This window comes from Actinomyces sp. oral taxon 448 str. F0400, assembly GCF_000220835.1.
Taxonomy (GTDB): Bacteria; Actinomycetota; Actinomycetes; order Actinomycetales; family Actinomycetaceae; genus Actinomyces.
Genome location: NZ_GL985606.1, coordinates 486921 through 512431, shown reverse-complemented (window position 1 = coordinate 512431; position 25511 = coordinate 486921). Strand labels below are relative to the sequence as shown.

Below are 25511 nucleotides of genomic sequence, written 5' to 3'. Positions count from 1 at the left end.
TGCGTCCATCGGTAACGAACCGCTAACGTGGTACCGGATCCTCCGACGGTGCGGATCCGACACGTCGCACGGCGCCGAACGGTGTTGAGCACGACCGGTGTTCTCCGAACAACCACTCCGGCACCGCGGCGGCGAGCGCGGCGCCGCACGAGCACATAAGGATGATGACAGTGCAAGGACTCCCGCAGGTACGAGCAGGCGAGGACGCGGGCGGCGCCGTGGTGCCGCCGCTGTCGGGGCCTGTGCGCGTGGGCGATTACGCGCGTTCAGCATCCCTCGCGGCCAGCGGCGAGACGCAGTCGCAGCAGCTCCTCCCGGGGGGGATGGTGGCTCGGTGGGACACTTCGTCGGCCAGGTGGCAGTCCGCCGGGCAGTCCTGGGGCAGCGACTTCGACCTGTACGCGCTCCCCGCCGGAGCGGTGTGGTCGTTGCTGGTCCCGCGGACCGTGGCCTGCCCGGAGGGCTTCTCCGCCATGTCCGACCGAGGCGCCTGGGGGATGGCACTGCCCCGGGAGGCCATCGTCGACGGCTTCCGAGCTGCGGCGACGGCACTGCTCGACGGCACCCGCGTACGTCTGCTCGACGTGTGGGGCGACACGGCCCGGGTGAGCGCGGATGAGCGCGACGCGCTCGGCGACTGGGTGAGGCTGTCGAGGCTGACACAGGTGGTTGTGGAGCAGACCCGGGTACTGACGGGAGCCGACGGCGAGCTGACGGCGTCGGTGCCCGACAGGTTCATGGACTGGCGCGTGGTGCTGCCGCGAGGCTTCGACGGCACCGCGGCGGGCGCCGCCGGAGCGGCGCCCGAGGTGTCGCTGCCCCATTGGACGCCGTCGTTCGTCGGACCGGTTCCGGCATCGGGGCAGACCTTCGCCGTGCACGGCGGAGTGCCGTTCAAGGCCTCCGTGTTCCACGACCGCGACGGCGTGTACCGCGAGCCGGTGACCGTCCTGAAGGCGGACCCCTACTATCCGTGCCCGACGGGATTCGGCATCGACCGAAACTACAGCAAGTGGTGGATGACCGAACCGATCGCGACCTCGCAGCTCGACGGCACGTTCTCGGTGGCGCGCGTACGGGCCATGTGGCGGGGCAGGCATATCGAGGTGCGGCATGTGGCGTACGCCTACGCCTACGTCCGGGAACTGGAGCACGTCCCGGGACGCCAGCGGCCGGCGCGTCAACCGGGACTGGCGCAACTGGACGCGTTGGAGGGGCCGGTGCGCCTCGATGAGCTCGAGCATGTGCGATTCAGCGTCTCGGTCAAGACCCGGCTCCGCAACGACCGACCCTGGCAGTTCCTGGAGGCGTGGGGTCTGAACCCGTACCTGCGGACCTGGGGGGCCGTCCATCTCGAGCGCGGCGCCTGGCAGGCGTGGCCGGCGCCCGCCGCGCGCACAACCATCGCGGCCTCTTCTCGTCGACGCCTGCGCACGGCTTCGTACGCGACAGCCTGAAAGTGACGCCCGAAACTCGTAGGGTGTTCACAGGTTAATAGAGGCCTATATTCAGGTCTGTCCGCTTTCATAGTAACTGCCGCCGGACGGTACGGACCGTGAGGGTTGGGGAACCCGAGGACCGGCTCGTACCGAGAGTCGTCGGGGTTGCAGGGAACCCCGACGCTCGCTCCGGCGAGGGAGGGCATCGCCTCCCTCCGGGCATTTAGGGACCCCGGAGGAGAGAGGCCCCTCGATGGCAGGGGCCCGCGATACCGGGAGAGACAACCCGGTATCGCGGGCTCAGCCCGCAACAGTGCATGGAGACTCGGCCGCGCCCGCCTCAGGCGACACTCGCCTCGTATACGCTCTCGGCGGTCGCCGCGAGCACGGAGTCGAACTCCTCCTGGCTCTGGGAATCGCTCAGCCCCTCGAGCAGAGCGCGCGAGAAGCTTGCAATAAGACCCGGATTGCGGGCCAGGCGTGCATTGGCCTCGCTGCGCTCATAACCACCCGACAGCGCCACGATGCGCATGACGCGCGGGTGCTTCATGAGCTCGGAGTAGCGGCCGTCAACGGTCGGGATGCTCACCTTGAGCATGACGTCGACGCCCTCGGGCAGGGCGTCGAGATGCTCCGTGAGCGCCGCGATGAGCAGCTCCTCCGCCTCGGCCTTGTCGGCGGCGTGAATATCGACCTCGGGTTCGATGATCGGGACCAGGCCGGTGGCGCTGATCCGCTCGGCGATCTCGAACTGCTGGTCGACAATCGCCCCGACCCCCTCCGGATCCGCCGCCAGGATGACCGAGCGCATCTTGGTGCCGAAGATCCCCGCTCGGACGGCGCGCTCCAGCAGCTCGTCCAGGCCCGGGATCGGGTTCATGATTCTGACGTGACGGTCCTCCTCGGCCAGGCCCTTGTCGACCTTGAGGAAGGGGACGACCCTCTTGATCTCCCACAGGTACTCCGCGGTAGGGCGCCCCTGGACTGATCCGTCCATGGTTCTCTCGAAGAGGATGGCGCCGATGATGCGCTTCGAGGTGAAGGATGGCGAGGTGATGACGCGGGTGCGCATGGCGTGGACCAGGTCGAACATCTCCGCCTCGGAGGCGTAGCGCTCCGGCCCGACGCCGTAGGCGGCCAAAGCCTTGGGTGTGGAGCCTCCGGACTGATCGAGCGCGGCGATGAAGCCCGCCCCGTGTCGCATCTGCTCGGCCTGCTGCTCGTTCATGATGACTCCTGTGATCCGGCATGCCGCGATGTCTGCGCGGTCGGGTCCGATCGGCCCGTGACCATCACTTTACACAAGATTGATTCTCATATACACATCTATACGCATTGTGCACGACTCTCATGCGGATGCCGTGCTCCCGCGGACCACGAGCTCGGTGGGGATGAGGATCTGCCGGGCTCCACCCCCGACCCCGGAGTCCACCTGCTCGAGGACGAGGCCGACCATCTCCGATCCCGCTCGTCGGAAGTCCTGACGCACGGTAGTCAGAGGCGGGAAGCTGTACTCCCCCAGGGACAGCCCATCGAAACCGACCACCGAGACATCCTGCGGCACGCGCCGACCGTGCTCGTGCATGGCGCGGATGAGCCCGATCGCCACCTCGTCGTTGGCGCAGAAAACGGCCGTCACCTCGGGTTCGGCGGCCAGGCGCTCCCCGGCCGCGTACCCACTGGCGGCGGTCCAGTCCCCCTGCACCGGCTCGGGCGCCGTCAGGCCCGCCTCCCTCAGGCGGGCCGCCCATGAGGCCGAACGGATGAGGGCGGACTGGGAGTCCTCCGGCCCCGCCACATGATGAACCGTGCGATGGCCGAGGCCCAGGAGATGATCGACGGCGGCGCGCACTCCCCGCACCTGGTCCGCCGAAGCGGAGGGGTAGTAGCCCACGAGAGCGGAGTCCGAAACGGCGACCGGCAGGCCCGCGGGCAGCACCAGGTGCTCGCGGCCGGCGCGCCCCGCCTGGACCACGACCAGACCGTCGACGGCCTGGTCGGCCAGATGCAGCACGGCGGTGCGCATGTCCTCGGAGGCCGGACGCTCCACCTGCACCATGGTGACGGTGTACCCGGCCTCCCAGGCCGCCGCGAGCACGCCCTCGGTGGTCAGCGCCTCACCTGTGCGCTCGATGTGCTGAGTCACTACTCCGATCGTCCGGAAGGAGCCCCGGCGCAGCGCCTGGGCGGCGCGGTTGGGCGAGTATCCGAGACGCTCCATGGCGTGCAGCACTTTCTCACGGGTGTCCGGCCGCACGTTCCGGGCGCCCGCGGTGACCCGGGAAACCGTCTGCGTGGAGACGCCGGCGAGACGGGCGACGTCCGAGACCGACGGCGCGCCGGAGCGGCCCCGTCGCTTCGATCGTTGAGTCCCACCCATGGCACGAGGCTACCAACAGCCTCCGCAACGGCCGAAAGTCCTCTATGTTAGCGATTATCAATGAATTTCCATTTCGACTCATTGAGCATGATCACCCCCTGCACAACGGGGCAAAATTGCAGGCGACACAACCCTCCTCCGTATGTTAACGTTGACATCACTGACCAGTCTCTCCACCCTGCCTGCGGGTCGACGCCGTCGTCGGGCCCGCAGGCGGGGAGGCGTCGAGCGGCTACGCGCTTCCAGGCCGCCCGACGCCTCCTCCGGCCGCTCAAGGAGCTCCCATGACGATCGTCCCCAGGCACTACGAGGACCTCGGCGTCCTCCACGAGAACACTCTCCCGCCGCACGCCTACTACGTGCCGGCCTCGGCGGCCCTCGCTCCCGACGGCATGAGCGGCCCTGATGCCCGCGACCGCTCCGACCGCCTCCAGCCGCTGAGCGGCACATGGCGGTTCCGCTACCACGAGAGCGTGGCCGACGTCGCCGACGAGTTCTGGGAACCGGGCTACGGCGCGGACGGGGAGCTCCGCGGCTTCTCCCCGATCCCGGTGCCGAGCACGTGGCAGCACCAGGGCTACGACTGCCACCAGTACACGAACGTGCGCTACCCGATCCCCCTCGATCCGCCCCACGTCCCGTACGACAACCCGGCGGGCGCTTATCTGACCGATTTCATCCACACGCCTGACCCCGACGCGCCGACCGTCGCGCTCACCTTCGAGGGCGTGGACTCCTGCTTCTACGTGTGGCTCAACGGACGGTACGTGGGCTACAGCCAGGTCTCCCACGCCACGAGCGAGTTCGACGTCACCGACGTCGTCCGCCCGGGCGTCAACCGCCTGGCCGTTCTCGTGCTCAAGTGGTGCGACGGCACCTACGTGGAGGACCAGGACAAGTTCCGCACCTCCGGCATCTTCCGCGACGTCTACCTGCTCAAGCGGCCCCGGGCCGCCCTTTTCGACTACGTGACCACAACGACGCTCTCCCCGGACTCCGCCGCGGTGAGGGTGCGCGGGTCCTTCCGCGGCGGCCCCGTGCCCACCACGCTGAGTCTGCACGACGCCGAAGGCCGGCTCATCGCCGAGGCCCCGCTCGCGCCCGACGACGAGGGCGGGCGGACCCCCGACGACGAGGGCGGGCGGACCCCCGACGACGGAGAGGGCGGCGGCCCGGTGCTCACCCACCGCGCCGAGCTGGTGGTGCCCGCCCCTCGCCTGTGGACCGCGGAGGACCCCTATCTCTACACCCTGACGATCAGCTGCCCGAACGAAGTCATCCGCGACCGCGTCGGTCTGCGCGAGGTGAGCACCAACGGGCCGGTTCTCATCATCAACGGTGCGCCGATCAAGCTGCGCGGCGTCAACCGGCACGACTCCGACCCCGTCACCGGACCCGCGATCGATCTGGACCACATGAAGCGCGACCTGCGACTGATGAAAGAGCACAACATCAACGCAGTCCGCTCCTCCCACTACCCCAATGACCCCCGCTTCTATCAGCTGTGCGACGAGTACGGCTTCTACGTCATGTCCGAAGCGGACAACGAGAGCCACGGCACCCAGACCCAGTATCTGGCGGACGACTCCTGGCCCAACGTCGTCGAGCACTGGAACAGGCGCATCGCTAACAACCCCGACTGGATCGAGCCCACCATGGACCGCGTCCGGCTGTGCGTGACGCGCGAGAGGAACCGCCCCTCCATCATTTCCTGGTCGGCGGGCAACGAGTGCGCCTACGGATGGACTTTCGAGGCGGCCCTGCTGTGGATCAAGCAGACCGACCCCACCCGCGTCACGCACTACGAATCCGCCTACTACCGCTCGAAGGATCGTCGGTACGACTACTCCAGCATTGACCTGTACAGCCGCATGTACCCGAGTCTGGATGAGATCCGCGACTATCTCGACGCCGACCCGGACAAGCCGCTCATCCTCGTCGAGTACTGCCACGCCATGGGCAACGGCCCGGGCGACCTGGAGGAGTACTGGGACCTGATCCGCTCCGACGAGCGACTGTGCGGAGGCTTCGTGTGGGAGTGGTGCGACCACACCGTGCGTGCGGGAACCACCGAGGACGGCCGCCCCATCCACCTCTACGGCGGCGACCACGGCGAGGTAGTGCACGACGGCAACTTCTGCGTCGATGGGCTGGTCTCATCCGACCGGGTCCCCCACACGGGGCTCAAGGAGCTGTGGAACGTGCAGCGCCCCGCCCGGGTCACCGATCTCGATCTCGAGCGGGGCGGCCTCACGGTGCGCAACGATCTCGACTTCACCGATCTGCTCGAGTTCACCGAGCTCACCTTCGACCTCACCTGCGACGGCGAGGTGCTCGCCTCGGGCCCCCTGCCTCTTCCCGGGCCGGTTCCTCCCCATGCAACAGCGACCATTCCGCTGCCGCGCCCCGTCCTCGCGAATCTGCCGGCGTCGGGCCGCTGCTTCCTGACCGTCTCCTACCGCCTCGCCCGCGACCTGCCGCTCCTCGCGGCCGGTCATGCCCTCGGCTTCGACGAGGTGGCATTGCCGACGACGGACCCGCGCCACCGGCTCTCCGCCCGCCTCCTCGACAGCACCGGGGGCTCCGGGTCGGCGCCGCGGACCCAGACGACCCAGAAGGCCGTCACCGTCAGCGGGGACGGGTTCGTCCACCGCTTCGATCCCCGCACGGGTCTGCCCGCCCGGATGCTCGTTGACGACGTCGACCTGCTCGACCGGCCGACGGAGATCAACATCTGGCGCGCCCCCACCGACAACGACCGCGGCGCGCAAGTCGACTGGCGCCGGGCCCACTACGACCGGGCCTACGCCCGCGCCTACTCCTGCACCGCCCGCACCGTGGAGGACGCCGTCGTCGTCGAAGCCGAGATCGCCGTCGTCGCCCCCACGGTCCAGCCGATCCTGCGCGCCGGTATCCGCTGGACGGTGCGCGGCGACGGCGCGCTCGACCTCGTGCTGTCCGCCCGCCGCGACCCCGAGTTCCCCGCCCTGCCTCGGCTGGGCCTGCGCCTGTTCCTGCCCCAGGAGATGAATCGGATCCGCTACTTCGGCCTCGGACCGCAGGAGGCGTATGCGGACAAGCACCGCGCCTGCCGCCACGGCCTGTTCGAGGCGGACGTCGACGAGCTGCTCGTCGACTACCTGCGCCCCCAGGAGAACGGCAGTCACGCGGACTGCGACCTGGTGGCCGTGACCGGGCCGCGCGCCGAGCTGACCGTCGCCGGCGCATCACCCTTCTCCTTCAACGCCTCCCGGTACACCCAGGAGACCCTGGCGGCCGCCCGCCACGACATCGAGCTGCGGCCCTGCGGGCACACGGTGCTGTGCCTGGACGCCGCGATGGCGGGCATCGGCTCGGCCAGCTGCGGGCCGGCGCTCCAGGAACGCTACCGGGTCGACGCCGAGCTCACCCTCCACCTCCTGCTGGCCCCCTCCACCCGTTGATCATCCCGATTCCCAATCCGCACAATGAGGTGACACCCCATGAATGAGAAGAAGTACCTCACGTGGTACAACAAGGTGGGCTACGGCTCCGGCGACGTGGCCGGGAATGTCGTGTACGCGCTTCTATCCGCCTTCGTCATGATCTACCTGACGGACACCGTCGGCCTGAAGGCCGGGGTTATCGGCACCCTCATGATGCTCTCAAAATTCTTCGACGGCTTCTCCGATTTGATCTTCGGCGCACTGCTGGACAAGACTCAAACGCGCATGGGCAAGGCGCGCCCCTGGATGCTATGGGCCTTCATCGGATGCACCGCCATGATCATCGCGATCTTCGCCATCCCGCCCTCGCTGGGAGACACCGCGAAGTACGCCTGGTTCTTCATCACCTACACTCTGCTCAATGCGGTGTTCTACACGGCGAACAACATCGCCTACTCGTCCCTGACGGCCCTTATCACGAAGAACTCCTCTGAACGCGTGCAGATGGGCTCGATCCGCTTCATGTTCGCTTTCGGGACCAATCTGCTCATCCAGACCGTCACCGTCGAGGGGGTCAGGCTGCTCGGCGGCGGCGCCGAGGGGTGGCGCATCATTGCGATCATTTACGCGCTGCTGGGTCTGGCCGTCAACACCCTGTCGGTATTCTCGGTGCGCGAGCTTCCCCCCTCCGAACTCCTTGAGACCGAGAACGAGGAGGCGACGAAGGCCGCTGAGAAGGTCACCCTGCGCGAGTCCGGCAAGATGCTGGCCGCCAATAAGTACTACCTCATCATTCTCATTGTGTTCGTCATGACGCAGATGTTCACGGCCACTCTCAATATGGGCATCTACTTCATGACCTACATCCTGGGCAATGCGAATCTGCTGGGCGCCTTCGCCTGGGCGATCAACGTCCCACTCATCGTCGGACTGCTGTTCGCGCCCGCGATCGTGGCCCGGTTCGGCGGCATGTACAGGGTGAACATCGTCGGTTACGCGGTCGCCGTAGCCGGGCGTTCGGGCGTCATCGTCGCCGGCTACATGGGCAATCTGCCGCTCATGCTCCTCTTCTCCGGCGTCGCGTCCCTGGGCATGGCCCCGCTGCAGGGGACCCTCAACGCCCTCATCGCGGAGGCCAGCGATAACACCTTCCTGCGTTTCGGCAAGCGCATCGACGGCCTCATGTTCTCCTGCACCTCGCTGGGCGTGAAGATCGGGTCGGGCGTGGGCACCGCACTGGCCGGCTGGCTCCTGGACGCCTCCGGCTACGTCAATCCGACCGACGCGATTCCCGAGCCGGACCAGCCGCACTCGGTCATCGCCATGCTCTACTTCATGTACCTGTGGATCCCCACCATCGCCAACGCGATCATCCTGGCCCTGCTGTGGAGGCTCGACGTCGAGGGCGCCAACGAGCGCCTGCGCGCCGAGGCCGAACAGACGGCCGATGAGGAGTCGGGCAGGGACAAAGAGTTCCAAAGAGTTCAAGAATAAGAAGTCCGCGGTCTGAGTCGAGCCTGTCCCGGTCGCCTTCGGGCGGCCGGGACCGCTTCTTCCCGCCACCGGGAATGCGAGACGGCGTTCATCAGCGCCGGTCGACCAGGACGCCTCCACCTAAGATGCAGACGTAATGCATTCTCCTTATCCGTGGTCTCAGGCGGTGCGGCCCGGGGCGGAGCGGCTCGGGTTTCGCATCAGGGTGCGAGCGGCCAGGTGGACAAGCGGCTACAGATTCACCTGACGGGATATGACGCCGGCCCTGGCACGGCGGGCGGCGGCGTCCAGCGGAGAGTCGTCGGCCAGGGCGGCGTCCAGGCGATCGGCCATGGCCCGCATGGGCGCGGTCAGCTCCTCGGCCTCCGTACCGGGCACCAGCTCCCACACGGGAATGGCCAGACCGCAGGCCCGAAAAGCGCCGACGAAGCGTGCCCCCTCCTCCAGATCCGATGCACGGGCCGCATGGACGCGGGCGAAGGCGTTGAAGAAGGCGTCCTCGTCCTCACCGCGCACCCAGCGCACGAACTCCTTGCCGTTCAGGCGGCACCAGTAGGCGTGCTCGACGCCGGGCACAGCAGCGGTCGGAGTGATCTCCTCCTCGGCCTTCTTCAGCGTGCGCAGCACCTGCGGATCATCCGCGGCATCCGCACCGAGCCAGAAGTCGAAGGTGTTGTGCACCTCGACATGCGGGACGATCTGCGGGTCGAGGATGTCCTGGAGGCGCTCGCCGGGCTCGGGCAGGCCGCTGGTCGTCAGAGCCGTCCCGGCCTCCAATTCGAGGGCGTCGAGCAGGGCGGCGGCGACGTCGCGGCTGGCATCCCCGGAGTACACGGTCGTCTGCGTGGCGACGAGAACCTCGCCGTCGGCGCGCTTGAGCGCTCGAGCGAGCTCGGGCAGCAGGGTGACGAGCTCGACGTCGCCCCCGCCGTGCTCGGCGTTCACACGCACGGTCATGGTGGCGGCGGGGATGATCTGCATCATCGCGACCAGGTCGGCCTCGCCCGCGAGCCCTTCGAAAGGACGAGCCTTGAACGGGATGCGCTTCTTCGTGGGCGCCTTAGTCGCGACGTCGGCACGACGCCGCCGGCGGTTCTTCTTGGACATGACGGCCACACTACCGGGCGGACGTGGACACCAGGGGGCCGGTGAAGAGAATCGTGCGCACGGCTGCGCGCCCGTCAGAAGCTGGAACTGGAGCCGGCCCCGTCGAAACCCCCGCCGCCGGAGAAACCTCCGCCGCCGGAGACATCGCCTCCCATGAAAAGACCGGTGTCGCCGGGGAAGAAACCGCCCCTTCTGTTCCTGATGTTGGAGGAGGGCGACCAGGTCACCGCCGAACTGTACCCGGCGACGAGGCTGGAGACCGGCGTCGAGAACTGCAGGAACAACCCGGTGCCGGCCCGCTGCGCCCCGCAGGCGCGGGTGCCCGGGGAGGAGGGGGTGATGCGAATGGTCGAGGCCGGGTCGTAGGTGACGATGCGACCATTGTCCACCCACCGCCCCATGTAGCTGTTGCTCTTGCTCCAACCCCGACCGCCCTGCGAGGACTCATAGCGACCGAGACGACGGTCGCGGTAGGAGGACCTGTCGGCCTCCAGCGCCCGGCGCGCCAAGGCATCGGTGCGCATGCGCACGGCTCGGGAGATGGCATCGAGCTCGTCGAGCGCCTTCGCGGGGGACAGGGCGCCCGACGCGAGCTCATCGGCCATGGCCGCCAACCGTCCGGAGCAGTGCACCCGCCAGGTGCGTTCCTGCTCCACGTCCATATCACCCCGGGTCTGTCGTATCGCCAGGCACAACCTCTCGAAGGAAGCCAGATCCTCTTGAACGGGACCCTGCTCGTTGCGCCAGGCCTCCCGCCAGCCCGCGGACATGGTCAGCAGGTCGGAGGCGTGGGAGATCGTCTCCTCCAAGGACTCCAGTCCCCCGATCTGCGCGTCGAGATCCTCGGCGTCCTCCCGCCGCTCCCGGAAGAACCAGGCCGCCCCGCGCGGCTTACCGAACTTCTGGAAGGCGCGGATCAGTCCGGCGTAATGGTCCTCGAACCAGGCGAAGCGGGCCAGGACCTGGGCTCCGTGGGCCTCCCCCGATGGGATAAGACCCGCCTTGGCCCGCGTACTCCCGTAGCCGGCGGTGACCCGCGTGTAGTGGTCCAGTGCGCGGGAGTAGGCGGCTCGGGCCCGGCTGCGACCCCTGATCATGAAGAACGTCAGGGTGAGCCCGCCCGCTATTCCGATCCCGGAGAACAGGAGCTTCTCGCCCTTCCGCCTGTCCGAATGATCCACGATATCGGAGGCGGAGCGGGCCATCTGCTCGATGCCGGTCTCCCACTGCTGATCCCTGAAGGAATCCTTCCCCGCGGCCTGGATCTCCTGCTGCCGCGAATAGCTGACCTTGACGTCCTCCCCGAAGTACGTGCCCACCTTGCGTCCGGACGGCGAGAGCCCTAGGATGACCAGGCCGTCCGCCCAGCGCGTGGGGTGGTAGTGGGAGGAACTGATCCACTCGGGGTGCTTCTCACGCGCGTAGGCCAGCACTGCGGTGTCGAAGTCGCTGCCGGAGCCGGTGTCGAGCGTGACGACCACCAACGTCGTGATCGTGCGGAAATGCAGCTTCTCCAGAGCGGAGACGGTGGCGTCTCCCTGGAGAACGCCGGCCTCATCGCAGACCTCCACGTTGACGGCACCGGCCCCGCTGCCGGAGGCCCGGAAGGCCAGCAGCGGCACCCCGACGACGAGCAGGAGGACGAAAACGATCTCGACCGTCAAGCATGCGACAGCTCGGGTTCCGCCCCATCGGACCAGTGGGTCGCTCATGATGTCCAACGGTAGTCATCGACTGCGCCCGTCAGGACGGTTCCGACGACGGAAGAACCGGGGGAGAACTACCCGGGCAGTGGACACGGGCCGGGAGCGGGGGCGCGCCGCCCCGGTCGGCCGCCGGGGACGCGGGCCGTGGGCCCAGGGGCGGACGGCGACCGCCTCGATCTCGACGGCCGCACCCAGCGGCAGCGCGGCCACGCCGAAAGCGGCGCGGGCGGGCAGCACCGGAGCGGTGAAGAAGCGGGCGTAAACGTCGTTGACGGCTGCGAAGTCGGCGATGTCGGTCAGCAGGACGGTGGTTTTGACGACGTCGTCGTACCCCAGCCCGGCCGCCTCTAGGATTGCCCCGATGCTGGTCAGCACTCGCTCGGCCTGAGCCCGGACGCCGCCGTCGACGAGCGCGCCCGTGGTCGGGTCCAGCGGCACCTGACCGGAGACGTGGACGATGGCGCCACTGCCCTCCCCGGTCGATACGGCCTGGGAGTAGGGGCCGACGGCGGCGGGGGCGCCGGTGGTGGCAACGGCGGTGATGGACGCGGGCATGGGGGACTCCTCGACTCCTCATGGGGTTCAACGGTGGCTCATCGGGCGCGCAGCGGTAACGGCCTGTCACGAACGCGGCCAGCCTACAGCCGGGTGCCGTGCGGAACCCTCCGGCCTGCTCGGTCCGAGCCCCGGACGCGGCGGGCCGCAGGTCCGGTCGAACCGACCACGGACGGGCCGACACGGAAAGACACCGAAAAAACGCGGAAAGATGCGGAAATCAGACCAGGGGCGAGTCGCGAGGACGGGGACGCCGCATGCGTGCTGCCCATGACTTCCACTGGGCCGTCGTGGGCCACCATGGTGAGACGGTCCGTCCAATTCCCGGGATTCCCAGGACACTTCCAGTGGCCGGTGACACACTGCTTCTATGCATGAACGAGCAGGACTCCCCGCACAGCCCGACGACCTCATCGACGTCGACGACGTCGTCTCCGCCTACTACGAACTCGTCCCCGACCCCGCGAACCCCGCCCAGAAGGTCATCTTCGGCACGTCCGGGCATCGCGGATCCTCCTTGGATACCGCCTTCAACGAGGCCCACATCATCGCCACTACGGCGGCGATCGTGGAGTACCGTCGGTCCCAGGGCACCGACGGCGTCCTCTACATCGGCCGCGACACCCACGCCCTGTCCGAGCCGGCCTGGCGCACCGCCATCGAGGTGCTCTCCGGCGCGGGCGTCACGACCGCCGTCGACGCCCGCGGCTCCTATACGCCCACCCCGGCCGTCTCGCATTCCATTCTGCGGGCCAACGGCGCCGGCACCGCCTCCGGAGTGCGCACCGCCGGACCGGGTCTGGCCGATGGCATCGTCATCACCCCCTCCCACAACCCGCCGCGCGACGGCGGCTTCAAGTACAACCCTCCGCACGGCGGCCCCGCCGACTCCGACGCCACCAGCTGGATCGCCGAGCGCGCCAACGAGCTGCTCACCAACGGCTGGCAGGACGTCACGCGGATCCCGATCGCCGAGGCACTGGACGGAAACTACGTCATCCGGCACGACTACCTGGAGACCTACGTCGCCGACCTCGAGAACGTCATCGACATGGACGCCATCCGCGACGCCGGAGTGCGCATCGGCGCGGACCCGCTGGGCGGAGCCTCGGTGGACTACTGGGGGGCCATCGGCGAGCGCTACGGCCTGGACCTGACCGTGGTCAACCCAAAGGTGGACCCGACCTGGCGCTTCATGACCCTGGACTGGGACGGCAAGATCCGCATGGACTGCTCCTCCCCCAACGCCATGGCCTCGCTGCGGAACACGATGACGCCCGATGACGAGGGCAGGACCCCCTACGACGTGGCCACCGGCAACGACGCCGACTCCGACCGACACGGCATCGTCACCCCCGACGGCGGGCTGATGAACCCCAACCACTTCCTGGCCGTCGCCATCGAATACCTGTTCACTCACCGTCCCGGCTGGGGTGAGAACTGCGCCGTGGGCAAGACCCTGGTGTCCTCCAGCCTCATCGACCGGGTGGTGGCCTCCATCGGCCGCCGCCTGGTGGAGGTGCCCGTGGGCTTCAAGTACTTCGTGCCCGGACTCATCGACGGCTCGGTGGGCTTCGGCGGCGAGGAGAGCGCCGGGGCGTCCTTCCTGCGCAAGGACGGCTCGGTGTGGACCACCGACAAGGACGGCATCATCCTGGCCCTGCTGGCCAGCGAGATCATCGCCGTCACCGGCAAGACGCCCTCGCAGCTGCACGCCGAGCAGGTCGAGCGGTTCGGCGCCTCCGCCTACGCCCGTATCGACGCGCCCGCCACCAAGGAGCAGAAGGCCGAGCTCGCCGCCCTGTCCCCGCAGGACGTCACCGCCACCGAGCTCGCCGGAGAGCCGATCATCGACCGTCTCGTGCGGGCGCCCGGCAACGGGGCCGCCATCGGCGGCCTGAAGGTGACCACCGCCGACGCCTGGTTCGCCGCGCGCCCGTCGGGCACCGAGGACGTCTACAAGATCTACGCCGAGTCCTTCAAGGGCGAGCAGCACCTGGAGCGCGTCCAGAAGGAGGCCGCGGAGGTCGTGGCCGCCGCGCTGGGCGAGTAGTCGATCGGGGTCGGGCCGGAAGGAAGAAGCCGCGATACTGGAGGCATGACGCCAGGTACCCCCTCCCCTGACGGCCGCACGCCCGGCGAGGCCGGGGCCGAGGCCGAATCGGCTCCGGGCGGACCCGCACTGCGCGAGGTCGGGCCTCCCCCGCCCACCCGGCCCGCAGCCCCCGACACCCGGTCCGCGGCCGACGGATCCGAGCCCGGCGATGCGGGTCCCGCGGCCGCAGCACCCGCGGGACCGGGGCTCGCCGCAGCGGTCCGCTCGATCCTGGCGGCTCTGTCCTGCGGTGCCCTCCTCGCGGGCGCCGTCGTGCTCACCCTCGCCTGTCTGTGGCACAGCGCCCTGCCCCTGAGTGTCGGCGCGGGCATCCTCCGCTCCCTGGGGGCACGGCTCATCGGGATCCTCGCTCTGTGGGTCGTCGGTGTCGCGATCCTGGGGCGAGCGCCCGCGGGGGAGCGGGCCCGGCGTTCATGCGCCGCAGGCCTCATCGCCGCCGAGATCTGCCTGACCTGGTGCGCCGTCGCAGCGCCCCGGGCCCTGTGGTACGAGCTCCTGGCCACCACGACCATCCCGGCCCGCCACGTCCTCGCGCTGGCGGCCGCGGGCGCGTGCCTGGGAACCGCCGCCATCATCGATCTCCTGCGCCGGGCATCGGCCGCGCGTCCCGCGCGCGGGCTTCGCCCGGCACGACGAGCCGCACGCCGCTGGAGAACGATCCTCGTCGTCGCCTTCATCGACTGCCTGGTCTGCGTCCTGACGGCGGTGCTCGTAGTCGACGGCGTCGTCGGGCTCGCCCGCGCCCCTCGGCCGGACATCTCGACGACCACGGCCGCACCCCTCACGCTGCCGGCGCGCCCCGAGGCCGTCTCCGGGCGCACTGTCTGGCAGAGGACGGCGAGCCCGGAGGACCTCGTCGTCGGCGCCGCGGGGCCCATCCTCGTCGAGGCCGGTGCGCTGCGCGCTCTCGATCCGGCCGACGGTTCGGTCCTGTGGAGCTATGAGCGTCCAGGCGCCGAGCTCGCACCGTTCAGCAGCACCACTGGACTGCTTCAGAACACCGGGGCGAGGGCCATCGTCAGCCCCGACGGCCGGCACGTCGCCATTCACATCACCACTGAGAAGTCGAGCCTCGCGCACAGCGACGCGGCCGTCATCATCGTGCTCGACGCCGTCACGGGCGCGGTCACCGCCCGGATCGCCTCCGAAGCCCTCACGCCGTTCCAGCTCACGGACGCAATGGGCTTCGATGGAACCCGCGCCTTCGCTCTCAACGGGGGCAGGAGCTATGGGCCTTCACCGAACCTCCGGACCGGGAGCTCATGTACTCGGGAACGGCTGGACATGAGGCACTCATCACGTCGATCACCACCGAGGTCGAGTCGAGCGCGGTTCCACTCGTCACCCTCACCCTCGAGCACGACGGGGGCCGCGGGCATTCCGTCACCCTCACCCATGTGCTCACGGACCCGGTCTCGGGACGGCTCGCCATCGCCGACGACTGGGTCCCCCGACTCGCCGAGGACGACGCGGCCCGAGCCCTGTCGGACGCCGGGTCCCTGCTCGACGCGACGACGACGGGCGAGGAGCCCGCACCCCTCCAGCTCGACTGGCGGGCCCAGGCGGTCCGCCTCGACGACGTCATCTCCGACACGATCGAGCCCGTGGACCTCGGGTCCGGCTCGGGAGCCAATGCAGGAGCCACGACCGCCTCCGGCGACCTGTGCCTCATGGGGGCGCGCAGCTCGAATGCGCTGACGGACTTCCACGGGTCGGCCGACCTGCTGCGCTCCTCCATCGTCCCCGTCTCCGTCGTGCTCGACACGGCCACCGGACGAGCCGTCATCGCGCAGGACGATCCCGGTCTCGGCTCCGCTGCGGTCGGCTCTGCAACGGACGCCCGGAGCCTCGGGCTCGCCTCGCTCGTCGTCCGGCCGGGCGACGGCGGCGCGGGGGTGAGCATCCCCGCCGGTCCGGGCCCCGTCGACGGCGCAGCCGGGCACCTCGGCAGCCCGATGCAGCAGCTGACCGGAACACCGGCGGGCGAGGACGTCTGGGCGCTCGAGGCGCCGGGCGCCACTCTGGTCCTCGCCCCTCAGGCGGAGGGGGATGCCCCGGACGCCGCTCCCGACGCGCCCACCCACATCGTCTACGGGGTGAGGAACGGATGATGGGATGCGAGGCCGCAGTTGCCCGACCGGCCCGCGCCGGACTCCTCTGCTGAATCTGCTGAATGAGCCCATGGTCGGGACCGGCCGACCCGTCCCGGCCGGCGGCTCATCCCCGCCTCCGGGCCCGTCCGAACCCGGGACGAACTCGTCATACCGACGTCCGGTCCGGACCACGATGATGTCATATCATCGAAATGTGACCCCTGATACAGACTCTCCGCATCCCGTCCCCGTACCGACCCGTCTCGTCATCACTCTGCGGGCACTGCGCTGGAGCGCGCTGGCGACCCTCGCGCTCGCGGGGATGCTCTGGTTGGCCTGGCGCCCCCGCACCACGATCAGCCCGGCCCTCCCGACGGGCGCGATCTGGACGGCCGCGGGCTGCGGCGCCGGAGCGTGGATCTCCGCTTTCATGCTGCAGCGGAGCGAATCCGTCGAAGGAGCCTTTTACAACGACAGACGCCGCGCAGGACGCGTGATCATCGTCGTCGACGCGCTTCTGGCCGCCATCCCACTCCTCGCAGCGGGGTGGGTCGCGACGGCGGCTCTGCACCGATGGGTCGAGATCCTGACGGTGACCGGGCTCAATACCGAACGTCCGCTGACAGCCGCTCTCATCTGCCTCGCGACAGGAGGCGTGATCGCCACGGATATCCTCCTGCGCGGCGTGCGAGTCCACTCGGCCTTCACCGCCATGTCGGCCGACGGGTGGCCGCCTCCCGGACTCCCTCGGCTCCTGCGCGGAGGCCGGGGTCGCCAGTGGGCCCTGGCGGCCGCCGCGTTCCTCGCGCCGATCCTCACTCTGGGCGTCGTGAGCCAAGCCGCGCACAATTGGACCTCGGCCGCCACCACGGTGACCGCCGGGCCGATCGACTCCGCCGATCTGCCCGCCCGCCCTCACTCCATGGCCTCCGAGGCCGCGTGGTCACGGGAGGAGAGTAGTCTCCTCGACGTCGCCGCCGGAGCGGCCGGCCCCATCATTCTCACCACGACCGACGTGATCGGCCTCAACCCCGAGGACGGCTCCACGCGCTGGAGCTATCATCGGGAGGGAATGACACCTCGGCATTCGGACACCAGCGACGCCGCTCCATTTCAAGAGCACTACCTGGTCGCGAGCCCGGACAGACGCTATATCGCACTGCGACTCGAGTCGGATAAGAAGCTCGTCGGCCGCACCACTCTAGTAACAGCAGTCATCCTCGACACGGTCACCGGCGTCGCAACCGGCGAACACCCCTCCTCACCCGACGGCGCTCTTCAGCTCACCGACCACGCCGTCCTCGACGGCGAGACCGCCTACTCCCTCACCGACGGCTCACGCCTGTGGTCCATCAGCAGCACCGGCGACAAGGGCCATCCGTGGGTCGGCACGGCCGGCAGTTCGACCTTCATCCTCAGCACGAACGCGACGGGCAACCCCAACAAGACGACCCGCCGCAGTACGTCTCCGAACGTCGAAGGCACCTCCGTCGGGCTCACCGTCGTCCCGGATACGGACCCCTCGGCCACCACCACGATGGACGGGATCGCCACCGACCCGCTGCAGGGCGGCCTTCTTGTCCAACAGGGGTGGGTGGCGGTCTACTCCGACGGCGTCCCCACGACGAACACCGGATCCGACACCGAGGGATGGTCGGTGCAGGCCGCGAGCCTCGACGGCCTGGCCGGCATCGAAGGGGCGGACACCCGACGCATCGACATGGGCCGAAGCGTTGGTCTCAACACGCTCGCATCCGAAGCATCCGGCGATCTGGTTCTCTATCCTCAACCCGTGCCGTGGAAGCGGGGAAGCGAGTACACGTCTTTCGAATTCACGGCACCGACCGCGGGAGCGATTCTGGATCCGGCCACAGGCGCGCTCGCCAGCGGGACGACCGCATCGGGCCTGGCCGGCGCCGCCGTCGGCATCACCCCCGAGGACGACGGCGAGAGCATCAGCTTCAACTTGACCGCGGCGCCCGGCGACGGGAGCGCCGGCGTTCGCATCCCGGTGGACGGCACCATGTTCCACGATCCACGAGACGATGGCTCCAACCCCGGGCTCAGCGATCTGGGCAGCGTGTATGGCCGCATCGCCCTCAGGGACGTCGCCGCTATCTCAGCACCAGGCGCCACCGTCCTGGTGCTGGCGACCGGACCGGGCTACCTGGGGAGAACCAGTGTGCGTCTGTACGGCGTGGGACGAGGCGACGCATGAAGCCGAGTATGAGGAGGCGCCCTCCCCGCCGAGTCCTCCGCACCGCAGTCGCCGTCGTCCTGGTCTCGATGCCCGTGGGCGCCTGCTCGATCCCCGAATCGAACGCGCCCGCTCCGCGGAACGTCACCATTACCGCGCTCACCCCCGAGCAGGCCGAGGAGGCCGTCGGTCAGGGCGGATACTCCTCCCCGCACACGGAGCCCATGCCCACTGAGTCGGGATGGGTTCAGGTCCTCGACGAGCTGCCCGCCGACGGCCGGACCGGCGCATCCCTCATCATCAGCCGCGATGAGAACGAGGCGGTGCAGTGGGCCGTGAGCACCGATCGTCCAGCGGCCTCGTCCGACGTCCTCGAGAAGACCCACGCCCCGCAGGCGCGCACCGACAGCATGGGGAACAATCTCCTAACCATGACCAACTACGTCTACGGCTATGCGATCTCCGATCCCAGTGGCGCCCGCATGTCTCTCATCCTCGCCCCCGACGAGACCGACGGCGACACCCCCGACGAGACCGACCGCGACGCCCCTGACGAGACCGACCGCGACGCCCCTGACGAGACCGGCTACAACGCCGCGAAGAACGCGAAGGAGGACGAGGATTCGAACGCCGCCATCGCCGAGCAGCGCAGCCACGTCCTCGTCCTGGACACCGCCACGGGCGAGACGGTGCGGGTCGTGGAGGTCGACGGGATGGTCCTGGGGCAGGCGCTGACGTCCAACGAGCTCGTGGTCGAGACGGCGCAGAGATACTTCCCGGGCGACAGCGGTCAAGGCGCCCTCCACGTCTTCTCCCTGACCGACCCCGCAGCGGAGCCCTTGACCCTGCCCACGGACAAGTGGGTCGTCGGCTCCGGGGCGAGCTCGGTGCTGCTGTCGCAGCGACCCCCCGCCGACCGCTGCCTGAGGACCGCCTGCGGTCCCACCACGCTGACCGTCCTCGGCACCGACGGCACCGAGCTCACCACCGTCACCGGCGTCGACGGGCTCTTAGACAGCCGGAACATCCGCCGCTTCACCGACCCGGCGGCCGCCGTCGCCCTGACGTTGAACGAGAACGCCCTGCCCCGCAGGGAGTGGGAGGCCGCATGGGACGGCCTGGAGGTCGAGATCATCCCGTTCGACGATGTCGCGCCGTGAGCGCGGGGCCGGGCCCATGCGGGTGAAAACCACAGGGACGGTCCGGGCCCGCAGCAGGAGGACCCGAGCCGGCGCAGCCGGGAGATGACGGCTGTGCCGTTGAAAGCCGGGGTTCACTAGGCTGCCCTGCGTGACCCAGCAGCGCCCGTCCGAGCCCTCCGACCGCCACGTCGAGTACGTCGCCGCCGACGCGGAGCCGCCGGGTCGGCCCGCCGCCTCCGGCACCGGGCCGATCGCACGCGGCAACATTCCCCACCAGCAGTCCCTCCCCGGCCCGGACGACGACGTCCTCCTCGCCACCGGCAGACCCCGTCGCCCCGCGAGCACGCGCGAAGGAGAGACCCTCATCGACTCCGAGAGACGCAGGCAGGAGAAAATCCGACGGCAGCCGGGCCGGCGCGCCTGGACGCCGAACCAGCACGGCGCCTGGTCGATGCTCGTGATGCCGCCGATCGTCGGCTGGGTCGTGGGCGGCATCAGCTGGGTGAACCTGCTGTTCCTGCCCGCGTGGTGGGGCGCCTACCTGACCTACTGGGCCTGGTCGCAATGGCTGCGCACGCGGTCCGCGCGCAAGCGCAGGCTGCTCGTGCCTCCGCTCGTGGTCTACACCGGGTGGACCGCTCTGCTCGGACTGGTGACGCTGGCCGCGGCGCCGTACCTGCTGCAATGGGCGGTGCCGATGCTGCCGCTGTTCGCAATCGCACTGTGGGAGGTGTGGCGCGGGCGTGAACGGTCGTTGCCCTCCGGGCTGGCGACGACGGCGGCCGCGAGCCTCATGGCCGCGGTCACCTACTCGCTGGCCGTGCGCGGCGCGGGCGGATTCCTCGGAACCGGTGGGGGCGACGGGGCCGGGCTTCCCGGGGCGAGCCCGAACGGCGAGCTGGTGGGATGGCCGTGGATGTGGTTGGTGACGGCGTCGACCGCGGCCTACTTCTGCGGGACGGTGCCGTACATCAAGTCGATGATCCGCGAGCGCTTCAACAACCGTCTGCTGGCGTGGACGGTGGCGGCCCACGTGGCTGCCGCGGCGGCAGCCGTGTGGCTGGCGGCCGGCGGGTGGCTGCCGTGGGCGCACGCGGTGCTGTGGATCGTGCTGGCGGTGCGGTCCCTGGTCATGCCGCGCTGGCAGTGGACGCTGGTCAAACGGCGGCACCGTCCACTGCGGCCGGGGACGATGGGACTGGTCGAGCTCGTGCTCGAGATCGTCTTCCTGGTGACGGTCGCGACGTCGTAGCCGTCCGCCGCCGCGGGGTCGTGGGGCGGGCCCGTCCCCGTGGCTTCGCCGGGAGCCGCGGGCCCGCCGGACCCAACCGATTCCGGCGTCGAATTCGGAGGCGTCCATCAGCGCACGTCCCCCCAGGCGGCCGCGGCCGTGAGCACCCGGTCGTTCTCCTCGTGCGTGCCTACCGAGATACGCACGCCCTCCCCGACGAAGGGTCGCACGAGCACCCCGGCGACCCTGAAGTGCTCGGCCAGGCGGGCGGTCGCCCCGCCCGCGCCGAGCCAGTAGAAGTTGCCCTGAGCGTCGGGCACCGTCCATCCCTGTTCGCGCAGCGCCGCAACCACCCGGTCGCGCTCGGCGGCGACCACGCCCGCCCGCCGAGCCGTGACGGCCAGAGCCTCGGGCCGGCAGGCAGCGATAGCGGCGGCCTGCGCCGGCAGGCTCACCCCGAAGGGCGTGGCCACGCTCCGGATCGCACTGACGATCGCGGGGGCCGCCACGAGGTAGCCCACCCGCATGCCGGCCAGGGCGTGCGCTTTGGAGAAGGTCCGGGAGACCACGAGGTTCGGGTAGCGGTTCAGCAGGGCGAGCCCGTCCCCGACGGCCCCGTCGGTGACGAAATCGAGGTAGGCCTCGTCGACGAGCACGAGCACCCGCTCGGGCACGCCGTCGAGCAATGCGACCAGCTCCGCCTCGCGCAATGCCGGGCCGGTCGGATTGTTGGGCGTGCACGCGATGACAACGCGGGTGCGCGGCGTGACGGCGTCGATCATGGCCGGCACGTCGTGGCGGCCGTCCGCGGTCACCGGCACCTCGATAGCCCGCGCCCCGGCCACGGCGGCGCAGATCGGGTAGGCCTCGAAGGAGCGCCACGGCATGACGACGTCGTCCCCCTCGTCGCACACGGTGTCCAGCACGTGCTGGATCAGGCAGACCGACCCGTTGCCGACGACGACCCGCTCGGCGCTCACACCGTGGCGCTGGGCGACGGCGGCGACGAGCGAGTCCCCCGTCATCTCCGGGTAGCGGTTGGCCTCGGACGCCGCCTCGGTGAGGGCCGCCAGCACCTCGGCCTGCGGGGGGAACGGCAGCTCATTGGACGAGAGCTTGGCGGTACGGCCGGACTCCGGGCGCGCCCCGGGCACGTAGGCGGGCAGACGGCGGACGGCATCGCGGATGTGAAGAGGGGCGGCGGGGGCGGCGGCACTGCTCATGGCGTCATCCTCCCACCATGACGCCGTGACGCGGCGGGCATCGGGACGGGCCGCCGGGGCGGTCGGGAGAGCGGGCGCCCGCCCACGCCCGCCCGCGAGCGGGCAGCCGCACAACCTCACGGCCATGACCCACCGTCAAGAACCCCACGCCCGCCCGCGAGCGGGCAGCCGGCCGAACACGTTCAGCCGGCTTCCGGACGCGCTGTGGAAGAATCATCCGCATGGAGCTTCTTGCACGCGCAGTCGGTAATGCCGTCGGCCTGTGGCTGGCCGTCACCCTGATGAAGGGGATGAATGTGCCGGGTGCGCCGACGCTGCTGCTGACAATCGTCAACCTGCTCGTGGTCGGACTCGTGCTGGCCCTGGTCAATTCGCTGATCAAACCGGTGGCGCACGTCGTCGCCTTCCCCTTGTACGTGCTGACATTCGGGCTGTTCGCCCTCGTGGTCAACGGGGCGCTGCTGCTGCTGACGAGCGCTATCACGGACCGGCTCGTCGGAGTCGGCGCGAATGCGGGCGTCGCCTTGGGGCTGCATGTGGACTCCTTCGGGACGGCGGTGCTCGGCTCGATTCTCGTCTCCATCGTCTCGGCTCTCGTGGTGGGCGTCATCGACAGGGAGGACTAGGGACCGACGGGGCCGGGGCGGCGTTAGTCGCGCCAGGGTCTCCCATCCCTCCATGCCTCGGCCTCCTGCTCCTTTAGCGCCCGAAGGGCATCGGCCAGGTCGGAATCGTCGGGTCGTGCGGGTACACCGGTCGTCTTGCGGGTGATGTCGAAGACGATCTCGCTCGTCGTCGCCCCCTCCTCCCCTGCGCCGGTGAGCGATCTCAGCTGCTCGGTCCACGCATCGACAGCCGGATCCCCGCTCATGCCCTCCACGGTGTCGGCGTAGACAGTGCTCGCATGCGGGTAGCCCTCCAGGTTCGAGCCCGTGGTATCCACGGTGACGACGGTGCGCGTGGGCGTGCGCGGAGTGGGCGCCCCGTCCAGAGCCGGCACGGCGTCGGCGCCGTTCTCCAGGTGCAGGGCGTTGACATTCTCGGGCAGGTCCGCGCCGGCGGTGGGCCCGCCGGCGGTCAGCAGGTTCGTGACGTTGTAGCGTTCGGCGATGGCGGGGTTCGCAGCGATGTTCGTGGCCACGATGGCCCCCTGCGAGTGGCCGTAGAGGCCGACGGGCTCGTCCGGCCCGATCCCCGCCTGCCGCATGGCGGTGACCACGGCGCTCTCCATGTCGTTGGGCGCACCGGCCACGGCCTGCAGGTTGGTCAACAGATCCTGCGGGTTACTGCCGCCCAGTCCCCAGTCGGTGGTGCCGGGCACGACGACGACCCACGACCGGCCGCCGTCGGCGTGCGTGGTCCGCAGGACCCCGACGACGCCGCTGGAGGTGTCCTCATCACGCTTCTTGAGCGAGTCGCTGTAGCGGATGACATCCGACGCCGCGCCCAAAGGCCGGTTCACCCTCGTCCCGCTCAGCCCGAGGAGGGGCACGCCGGTGCCCAGCGCCATCGGGTCCCGGGAGGAGGGAGGAATGGTGACGGCGGGGCCGCCGTGCGCGGCGACGACGGTGCCGGTCGGCTCGCCGTAGCGCTTGGCGGCGACCTGAGCCGAAAGCCCGGACATGTAGTAGACGACCCGCTCCATCGGGGTCAGCGACGACGTGGGCTCCATCCGCCCGCCGCCGGACAGGACCCTCTCGGGGAGCTTCTTACTGATCTCCGGGTCGAGCCGCTGGACGACGCCGGCCAGGTAGGTCTCGACGGCGGCCGCCTCCCGGCCGGTGGAGGCCCTTCTGGCGTAGTCCACCAGGATGGCGAGGGTCAGCAGGTCCTTCTTGACCCACTCCGACAGATCGGCGTCGGACATGACAACGGCGAGGTCGTCCAGGCCGTCGGCGAGATCGCCGCCGGCGTGAGAGGTCAGATCGGGGTTCGTCACACCGGCGCCGACCAGGTAGCCGACCAGGGGCAGGAGGCTGAGAGTCGCGCCTGTGGCCGCCAGGAGGCCCATGACCGTCCAACCGGCCGCCCCGGCGTCACCGACGCCGAGGACCACGTCGTCCTCGGCGCCGGTGTAGACGTTGACGCAGGCCGTGACATCGGCGGCGAGGCCGCGCAGGCCGTCGGCGGCGTCCTGAAGGGAACCGGTCCCCGTGGTCAGGGCCGCGGCGGCGTCGACAGCCCTGGCGCGCAGGGCCTCGAAGCCGGGCGTCGAACACGCTCCCGGAGTGCCGAGGGGGCCTCCCTCCGGGAGAGAGGAGGAGGGCAGGGAGGGGAAGTCGATCAACGGAACCGGGCGGGAACCGGCCGCGGCGTCGGACAGGGGACCCGTCCTCCTGCCGGTCGGGGCGACCGCGTCGCGCGCCTGCGTCTGCGCCCTCAGCGCGTGCGTGCGCGCGTCGTCGAAGCACTCGGCGGCGGCGGTGAGCGCGGCGGCGAAACCGGTCAGGGCGTCGGTGTCGACCGCGTAGGCGCCGCCGGCCACGACGGCGCCGACCCCGGCGGTCATCCCGGGCCAGCTCAGCGCGGCCGAGCCATCTCCCCCGCCGACGGCCGGAGGGTCGACGCGGTCCCGCCGAGCCGAGTCAGTCGTCGTAGCGGTCATCCGACACCTCCGCCCTGCCCGCTCGCGTCATCGAGCAGTGACATGGCGCTGATGGCCGCGTTCAGGAGCGGAGTGAGGCCGGCGAGCACGATGCGCAGGTCATCGAGCTGCCTCTGGCAGGCGCTGGAGGCGGCGCCCGTCCACCCGGCGGGGACGGTGGCGGGAACGAGTGAGACTCCGGCGTCGATATCGGAATCGGCGAGGGCGATATGCGCAGCGGTCATGACCCGACGGTACGATGGCCGGAGGCCGGCCCGCTGAGGGCTTGTGGACGGAGTGCGGCGGGGGACGCACGAGCCGGCCTGTGGAGCCCCCGCACGACGCCGGCCCGGGCGCCGGCGGAGCCGAGGAGCCGGCCCGGAGCCCTCAATCGCGCGCCAGGAGCCTGCGGTCGCGGACCGTGCCCACCCGCAGCGCGAGCAGGCAGACGACGTCGACGCCCACCGCCAGCGCCGCCAGCGCCCACCAGCTCGGGTCCGCCGGCCACGCCCGCACCGCCGGTGCGGCGACGCCGGCCGCGACCACGATGGCGAGAGCGAGCACAATGCGCCACCGGGCCCGCAGGAGCCGTCCCAGGAGCAGCAGGGCACCGGCGAGACTGCCGACGCCCACCGCCGTGGCCGCCGTCAGTGCCGCGTGCGCGGCTCCCGCCGCAACGAGCCCGACCAGCAGAGCCAGGCCGATCGCAGTCAGGACGATGTCGAGCACGATCAGCACGACGCCGGTGCGCCCGCCCGCCCGCAGGTCCGGCGCCGCAGCGGCCCGCCCGGGGCGCAGGACGACCGCCGCGGCGGCCGC

General features: G+C 70.1%; 17 protein-coding genes and 1 pseudogene. 9 read left to right on the top strand and 9 right to left on the bottom strand.

Features of this window, described 5'->3' with window-relative positions:
• Positions 1-164 precede the first annotated feature (164 nt).
• Positions 165-1457 carry a hypothetical protein gene (locus HMPREF9062_RS02240; RefSeq protein ID WP_399501420.1) on the top strand — a complete coding sequence of 431 codons (1293 nt, stop codon included), beginning with the start codon at positions 165-167 and terminating at the stop codon, positions 1455-1457.
• Between the two features lie 322 nt (positions 1458-1779).
• Here the strand turns inward: HMPREF9062_RS02240 and HMPREF9062_RS02235 are convergent, their stop codons facing one another.
• Entirely contained in the window at positions 1780-2667 is an 888-nt protein-coding gene (locus tag HMPREF9062_RS02235) for a fructose bisphosphate aldolase (RefSeq protein WP_009748385.1), read from the bottom strand.
• 120 nt (positions 2668-2787) lie between these two features.
• Positions 2788-3819: a LacI family DNA-binding transcriptional regulator gene (locus HMPREF9062_RS02230; protein WP_009748384.1), complete on the bottom strand. Its 1032-nt coding sequence runs from the start codon at positions 3817-3819 to the stop codon at positions 2788-2790.
• 284 nt (positions 3820-4103) lie between these two features.
• Between HMPREF9062_RS02230 and HMPREF9062_RS02225 the strand changes: the two genes are divergently transcribed.
• Both HMPREF9062_RS02225 and HMPREF9062_RS02220 read left to right on the top strand, forming a co-directional pair.
• Complete coding sequence (locus HMPREF9062_RS02225) at positions 4104-7262, top strand: glycoside hydrolase family 2 TIM barrel-domain containing protein (RefSeq protein WP_009748382.1); 3159 nt, start codon at positions 4104-4106, stop codon at positions 7260-7262.
• A 39-nt stretch (positions 7263-7301) separates the two neighbouring features.
• Positions 7302-8738 (top strand): MFS transporter, encoded by a 1437-nt coding sequence (locus tag HMPREF9062_RS02220; RefSeq protein WP_009748381.1) that lies wholly within the window; start codon positions 7302-7304, stop codon positions 8736-8738.
• Positions 8739-8969: 231 nt separating this feature from the next.
• On the opposite strand, the gene HMPREF9062_RS02215 is transcribed toward HMPREF9062_RS02220, so the two are convergent.
• From HMPREF9062_RS02215 to HMPREF9062_RS02205, 3 genes and pseudogenes are all read right to left on the bottom strand, one after another.
• Positions 8970-9845 (bottom strand): DUF5926 family protein, encoded by an 876-nt coding sequence (locus HMPREF9062_RS02215; RefSeq protein WP_009748380.1) that lies wholly within the window; start codon positions 9843-9845, stop codon positions 8970-8972.
• A gap of 74 nt (positions 9846-9919) precedes the next feature.
• The gene (locus HMPREF9062_RS02210; protein ID WP_034254545.1) at positions 9920-11557 is read right to left on the bottom strand and encodes a DUF5129 domain-containing protein; all 1638 of its coding nucleotides are present in this window, start codon (positions 11555-11557) and stop codon (positions 9920-9922) included.
• Positions 11558-11707: 150 nt separating this feature from the next.
• Positions 11708-12106: pseudogene (locus HMPREF9062_RS02205) on the bottom strand (Rid family detoxifying hydrolase); the annotation flags it as partial.
• 370 nt (positions 12107-12476) lie between these two features.
• Here HMPREF9062_RS02205 and pgm point away from each other — a divergent pair.
• The 5 genes from pgm to HMPREF9062_RS02180 all read left to right on the top strand — a co-directional run bounded on the left by pgm (position 12477) and on the right by HMPREF9062_RS02180 (position 20906).
• Complete coding sequence (pgm, locus tag HMPREF9062_RS02200) at positions 12477-14159, top strand: phosphoglucomutase (alpha-D-glucose-1,6-bisphosphate-dependent) (protein WP_009748376.1); 1683 nt, start codon at positions 12477-12479, stop codon at positions 14157-14159.
• 1325 nt (positions 14160-15484) lie between these two features.
• Positions 15485-16333, top strand: a complete 849-nt coding sequence (locus HMPREF9062_RS12785) for a hypothetical protein (protein ID WP_034253562.1) — start codon at positions 15485-15487, stop codon at positions 16331-16333.
• Between the two features lie 196 nt (positions 16334-16529).
• On the top strand, positions 16530-18533 hold the full coding sequence (locus HMPREF9062_RS02190) for a hypothetical protein (RefSeq protein ID WP_034253560.1): 2004 nt from the start codon (positions 16530-16532) through the stop codon (positions 18531-18533).
• 8 nt (positions 18534-18541) lie between these two features.
• Positions 18542-19672: a hypothetical protein gene (locus HMPREF9062_RS12040; RefSeq protein WP_009748373.1), complete on the top strand. Its 1131-nt coding sequence runs from the start codon at positions 18542-18544 to the stop codon at positions 19670-19672.
• A gap of 130 nt (positions 19673-19802) precedes the next feature.
• Complete coding sequence (locus HMPREF9062_RS02180) at positions 19803-20906, top strand: YwiC-like family protein (protein ID WP_009748371.1); 1104 nt, start codon at positions 19803-19805, stop codon at positions 20904-20906.
• A 107-nt stretch (positions 20907-21013) separates the two neighbouring features.
• Here HMPREF9062_RS02180 and hisC read toward each other — a convergent pair whose 3' ends face one another.
• Positions 21014-22108: a histidinol-phosphate transaminase gene (gene hisC / locus HMPREF9062_RS02175; RefSeq protein ID WP_034253558.1), complete on the bottom strand. Its 1095-nt coding sequence runs from the start codon at positions 22106-22108 to the stop codon at positions 21014-21016.
• Positions 22109-22329: 221 nt separating this feature from the next.
• Between hisC and HMPREF9062_RS02170 the strand changes: the two genes are divergently transcribed.
• On the top strand, positions 22330-22734 hold the full coding sequence (locus HMPREF9062_RS02170) for a phage holin family protein (protein ID WP_009748369.1): 405 nt from the start codon (positions 22330-22332) through the stop codon (positions 22732-22734).
• A 23-nt stretch (positions 22735-22757) separates the two neighbouring features.
• Here HMPREF9062_RS02170 and HMPREF9062_RS02165 read toward each other — a convergent pair whose 3' ends face one another.
• The 3 genes from HMPREF9062_RS02165 to HMPREF9062_RS02155 all read right to left on the bottom strand — a co-directional run.
• On the bottom strand, positions 22758-24713 hold the full coding sequence (locus HMPREF9062_RS02165) for a hypothetical protein (protein WP_009748368.1): 1956 nt from the start codon (positions 24711-24713) through the stop codon (positions 22758-22760).
• A complete protein-coding gene (locus HMPREF9062_RS02160) occupies positions 24710-24937 on the bottom strand; it encodes a hypothetical protein (protein WP_009748367.1) in 228 nt (75 codons plus the stop codon). The genes HMPREF9062_RS02165 and HMPREF9062_RS02160 overlap by 4 nt, the downstream gene beginning before the upstream one ends.
• Before the next feature lie 142 nt (positions 24938-25079).
• On the bottom strand, positions 25080-25511 hold a 432-nt coding region (locus HMPREF9062_RS02155), incomplete at its 5' end, for a hypothetical protein (protein WP_034253556.1).

What these genes read in the sequence shown, in the direction of transcription:
- HMPREF9062_RS02240 (WP_399501420.1), top strand. Translation starts at nt 165, where the DNA reads ATGACAGTGCAAGGACTCCCGCAGGTACGAGCAGGCGAGGACGCGGGC.
- HMPREF9062_RS02235 (WP_009748385.1), bottom strand. Translation starts at nt 2,667, where the DNA reads ATGAACGAGCAGCAGGCCGAGCAGATGCGACACGGGGCGGGCTTCATC.
- HMPREF9062_RS02230 (WP_009748384.1), bottom strand. Translation starts at nt 3,819, where the DNA reads ATGGGTGGGACTCAACGATCGAAGCGACGGGGCCGCTCCGGCGCGCCG.
- HMPREF9062_RS02225 (WP_009748382.1), top strand. Translation starts at nt 4,104, where the DNA reads ATGACGATCGTCCCCAGGCACTACGAGGACCTCGGCGTCCTCCACGAG.
- HMPREF9062_RS02220 (WP_009748381.1), top strand. Translation starts at nt 7,302, where the DNA reads ATGAATGAGAAGAAGTACCTCACGTGGTACAACAAGGTGGGCTACGGC.
- HMPREF9062_RS02215 (WP_009748380.1), bottom strand. Translation starts at nt 9,845, where the DNA reads ATGTCCAAGAAGAACCGCCGGCGGCGTCGTGCCGACGTCGCGACTAAG.
- HMPREF9062_RS02210 (WP_034254545.1), bottom strand. Translation starts at nt 11,557, where the DNA reads ATGAGCGACCCACTGGTCCGATGGGGCGGAACCCGAGCTGTCGCATGC.
- pgm (WP_009748376.1), top strand. Translation starts at nt 12,477, where the DNA reads ATGCATGAACGAGCAGGACTCCCCGCACAGCCCGACGACCTCATCGAC.
- HMPREF9062_RS12785 (WP_034253562.1), top strand. Translation starts at nt 15,485, where the DNA reads ATGTACTCGGGAACGGCTGGACATGAGGCACTCATCACGTCGATCACC.
- HMPREF9062_RS12040 (WP_009748373.1), top strand. Translation starts at nt 18,542, where the DNA reads ATGAGGAGGCGCCCTCCCCGCCGAGTCCTCCGCACCGCAGTCGCCGTC.
- hisC (WP_034253558.1), bottom strand. Translation starts at nt 22,108, where the DNA reads ATGAGCAGTGCCGCCGCCCCCGCCGCCCCTCTTCACATCCGCGATGCC.
- HMPREF9062_RS02170 (WP_009748369.1), top strand. Translation starts at nt 22,330, where the DNA reads ATGGAGCTTCTTGCACGCGCAGTCGGTAATGCCGTCGGCCTGTGGCTG.
- HMPREF9062_RS02165 (WP_009748368.1), bottom strand. Translation starts at nt 24,713, where the DNA reads ATGACCGCTACGACGACTGACTCGGCTCGGCGGGACCGCGTCGACCCT.
- HMPREF9062_RS02160 (WP_009748367.1), bottom strand. Translation starts at nt 24,937, where the DNA reads ATGACCGCTGCGCATATCGCCCTCGCCGATTCCGATATCGACGCCGGA.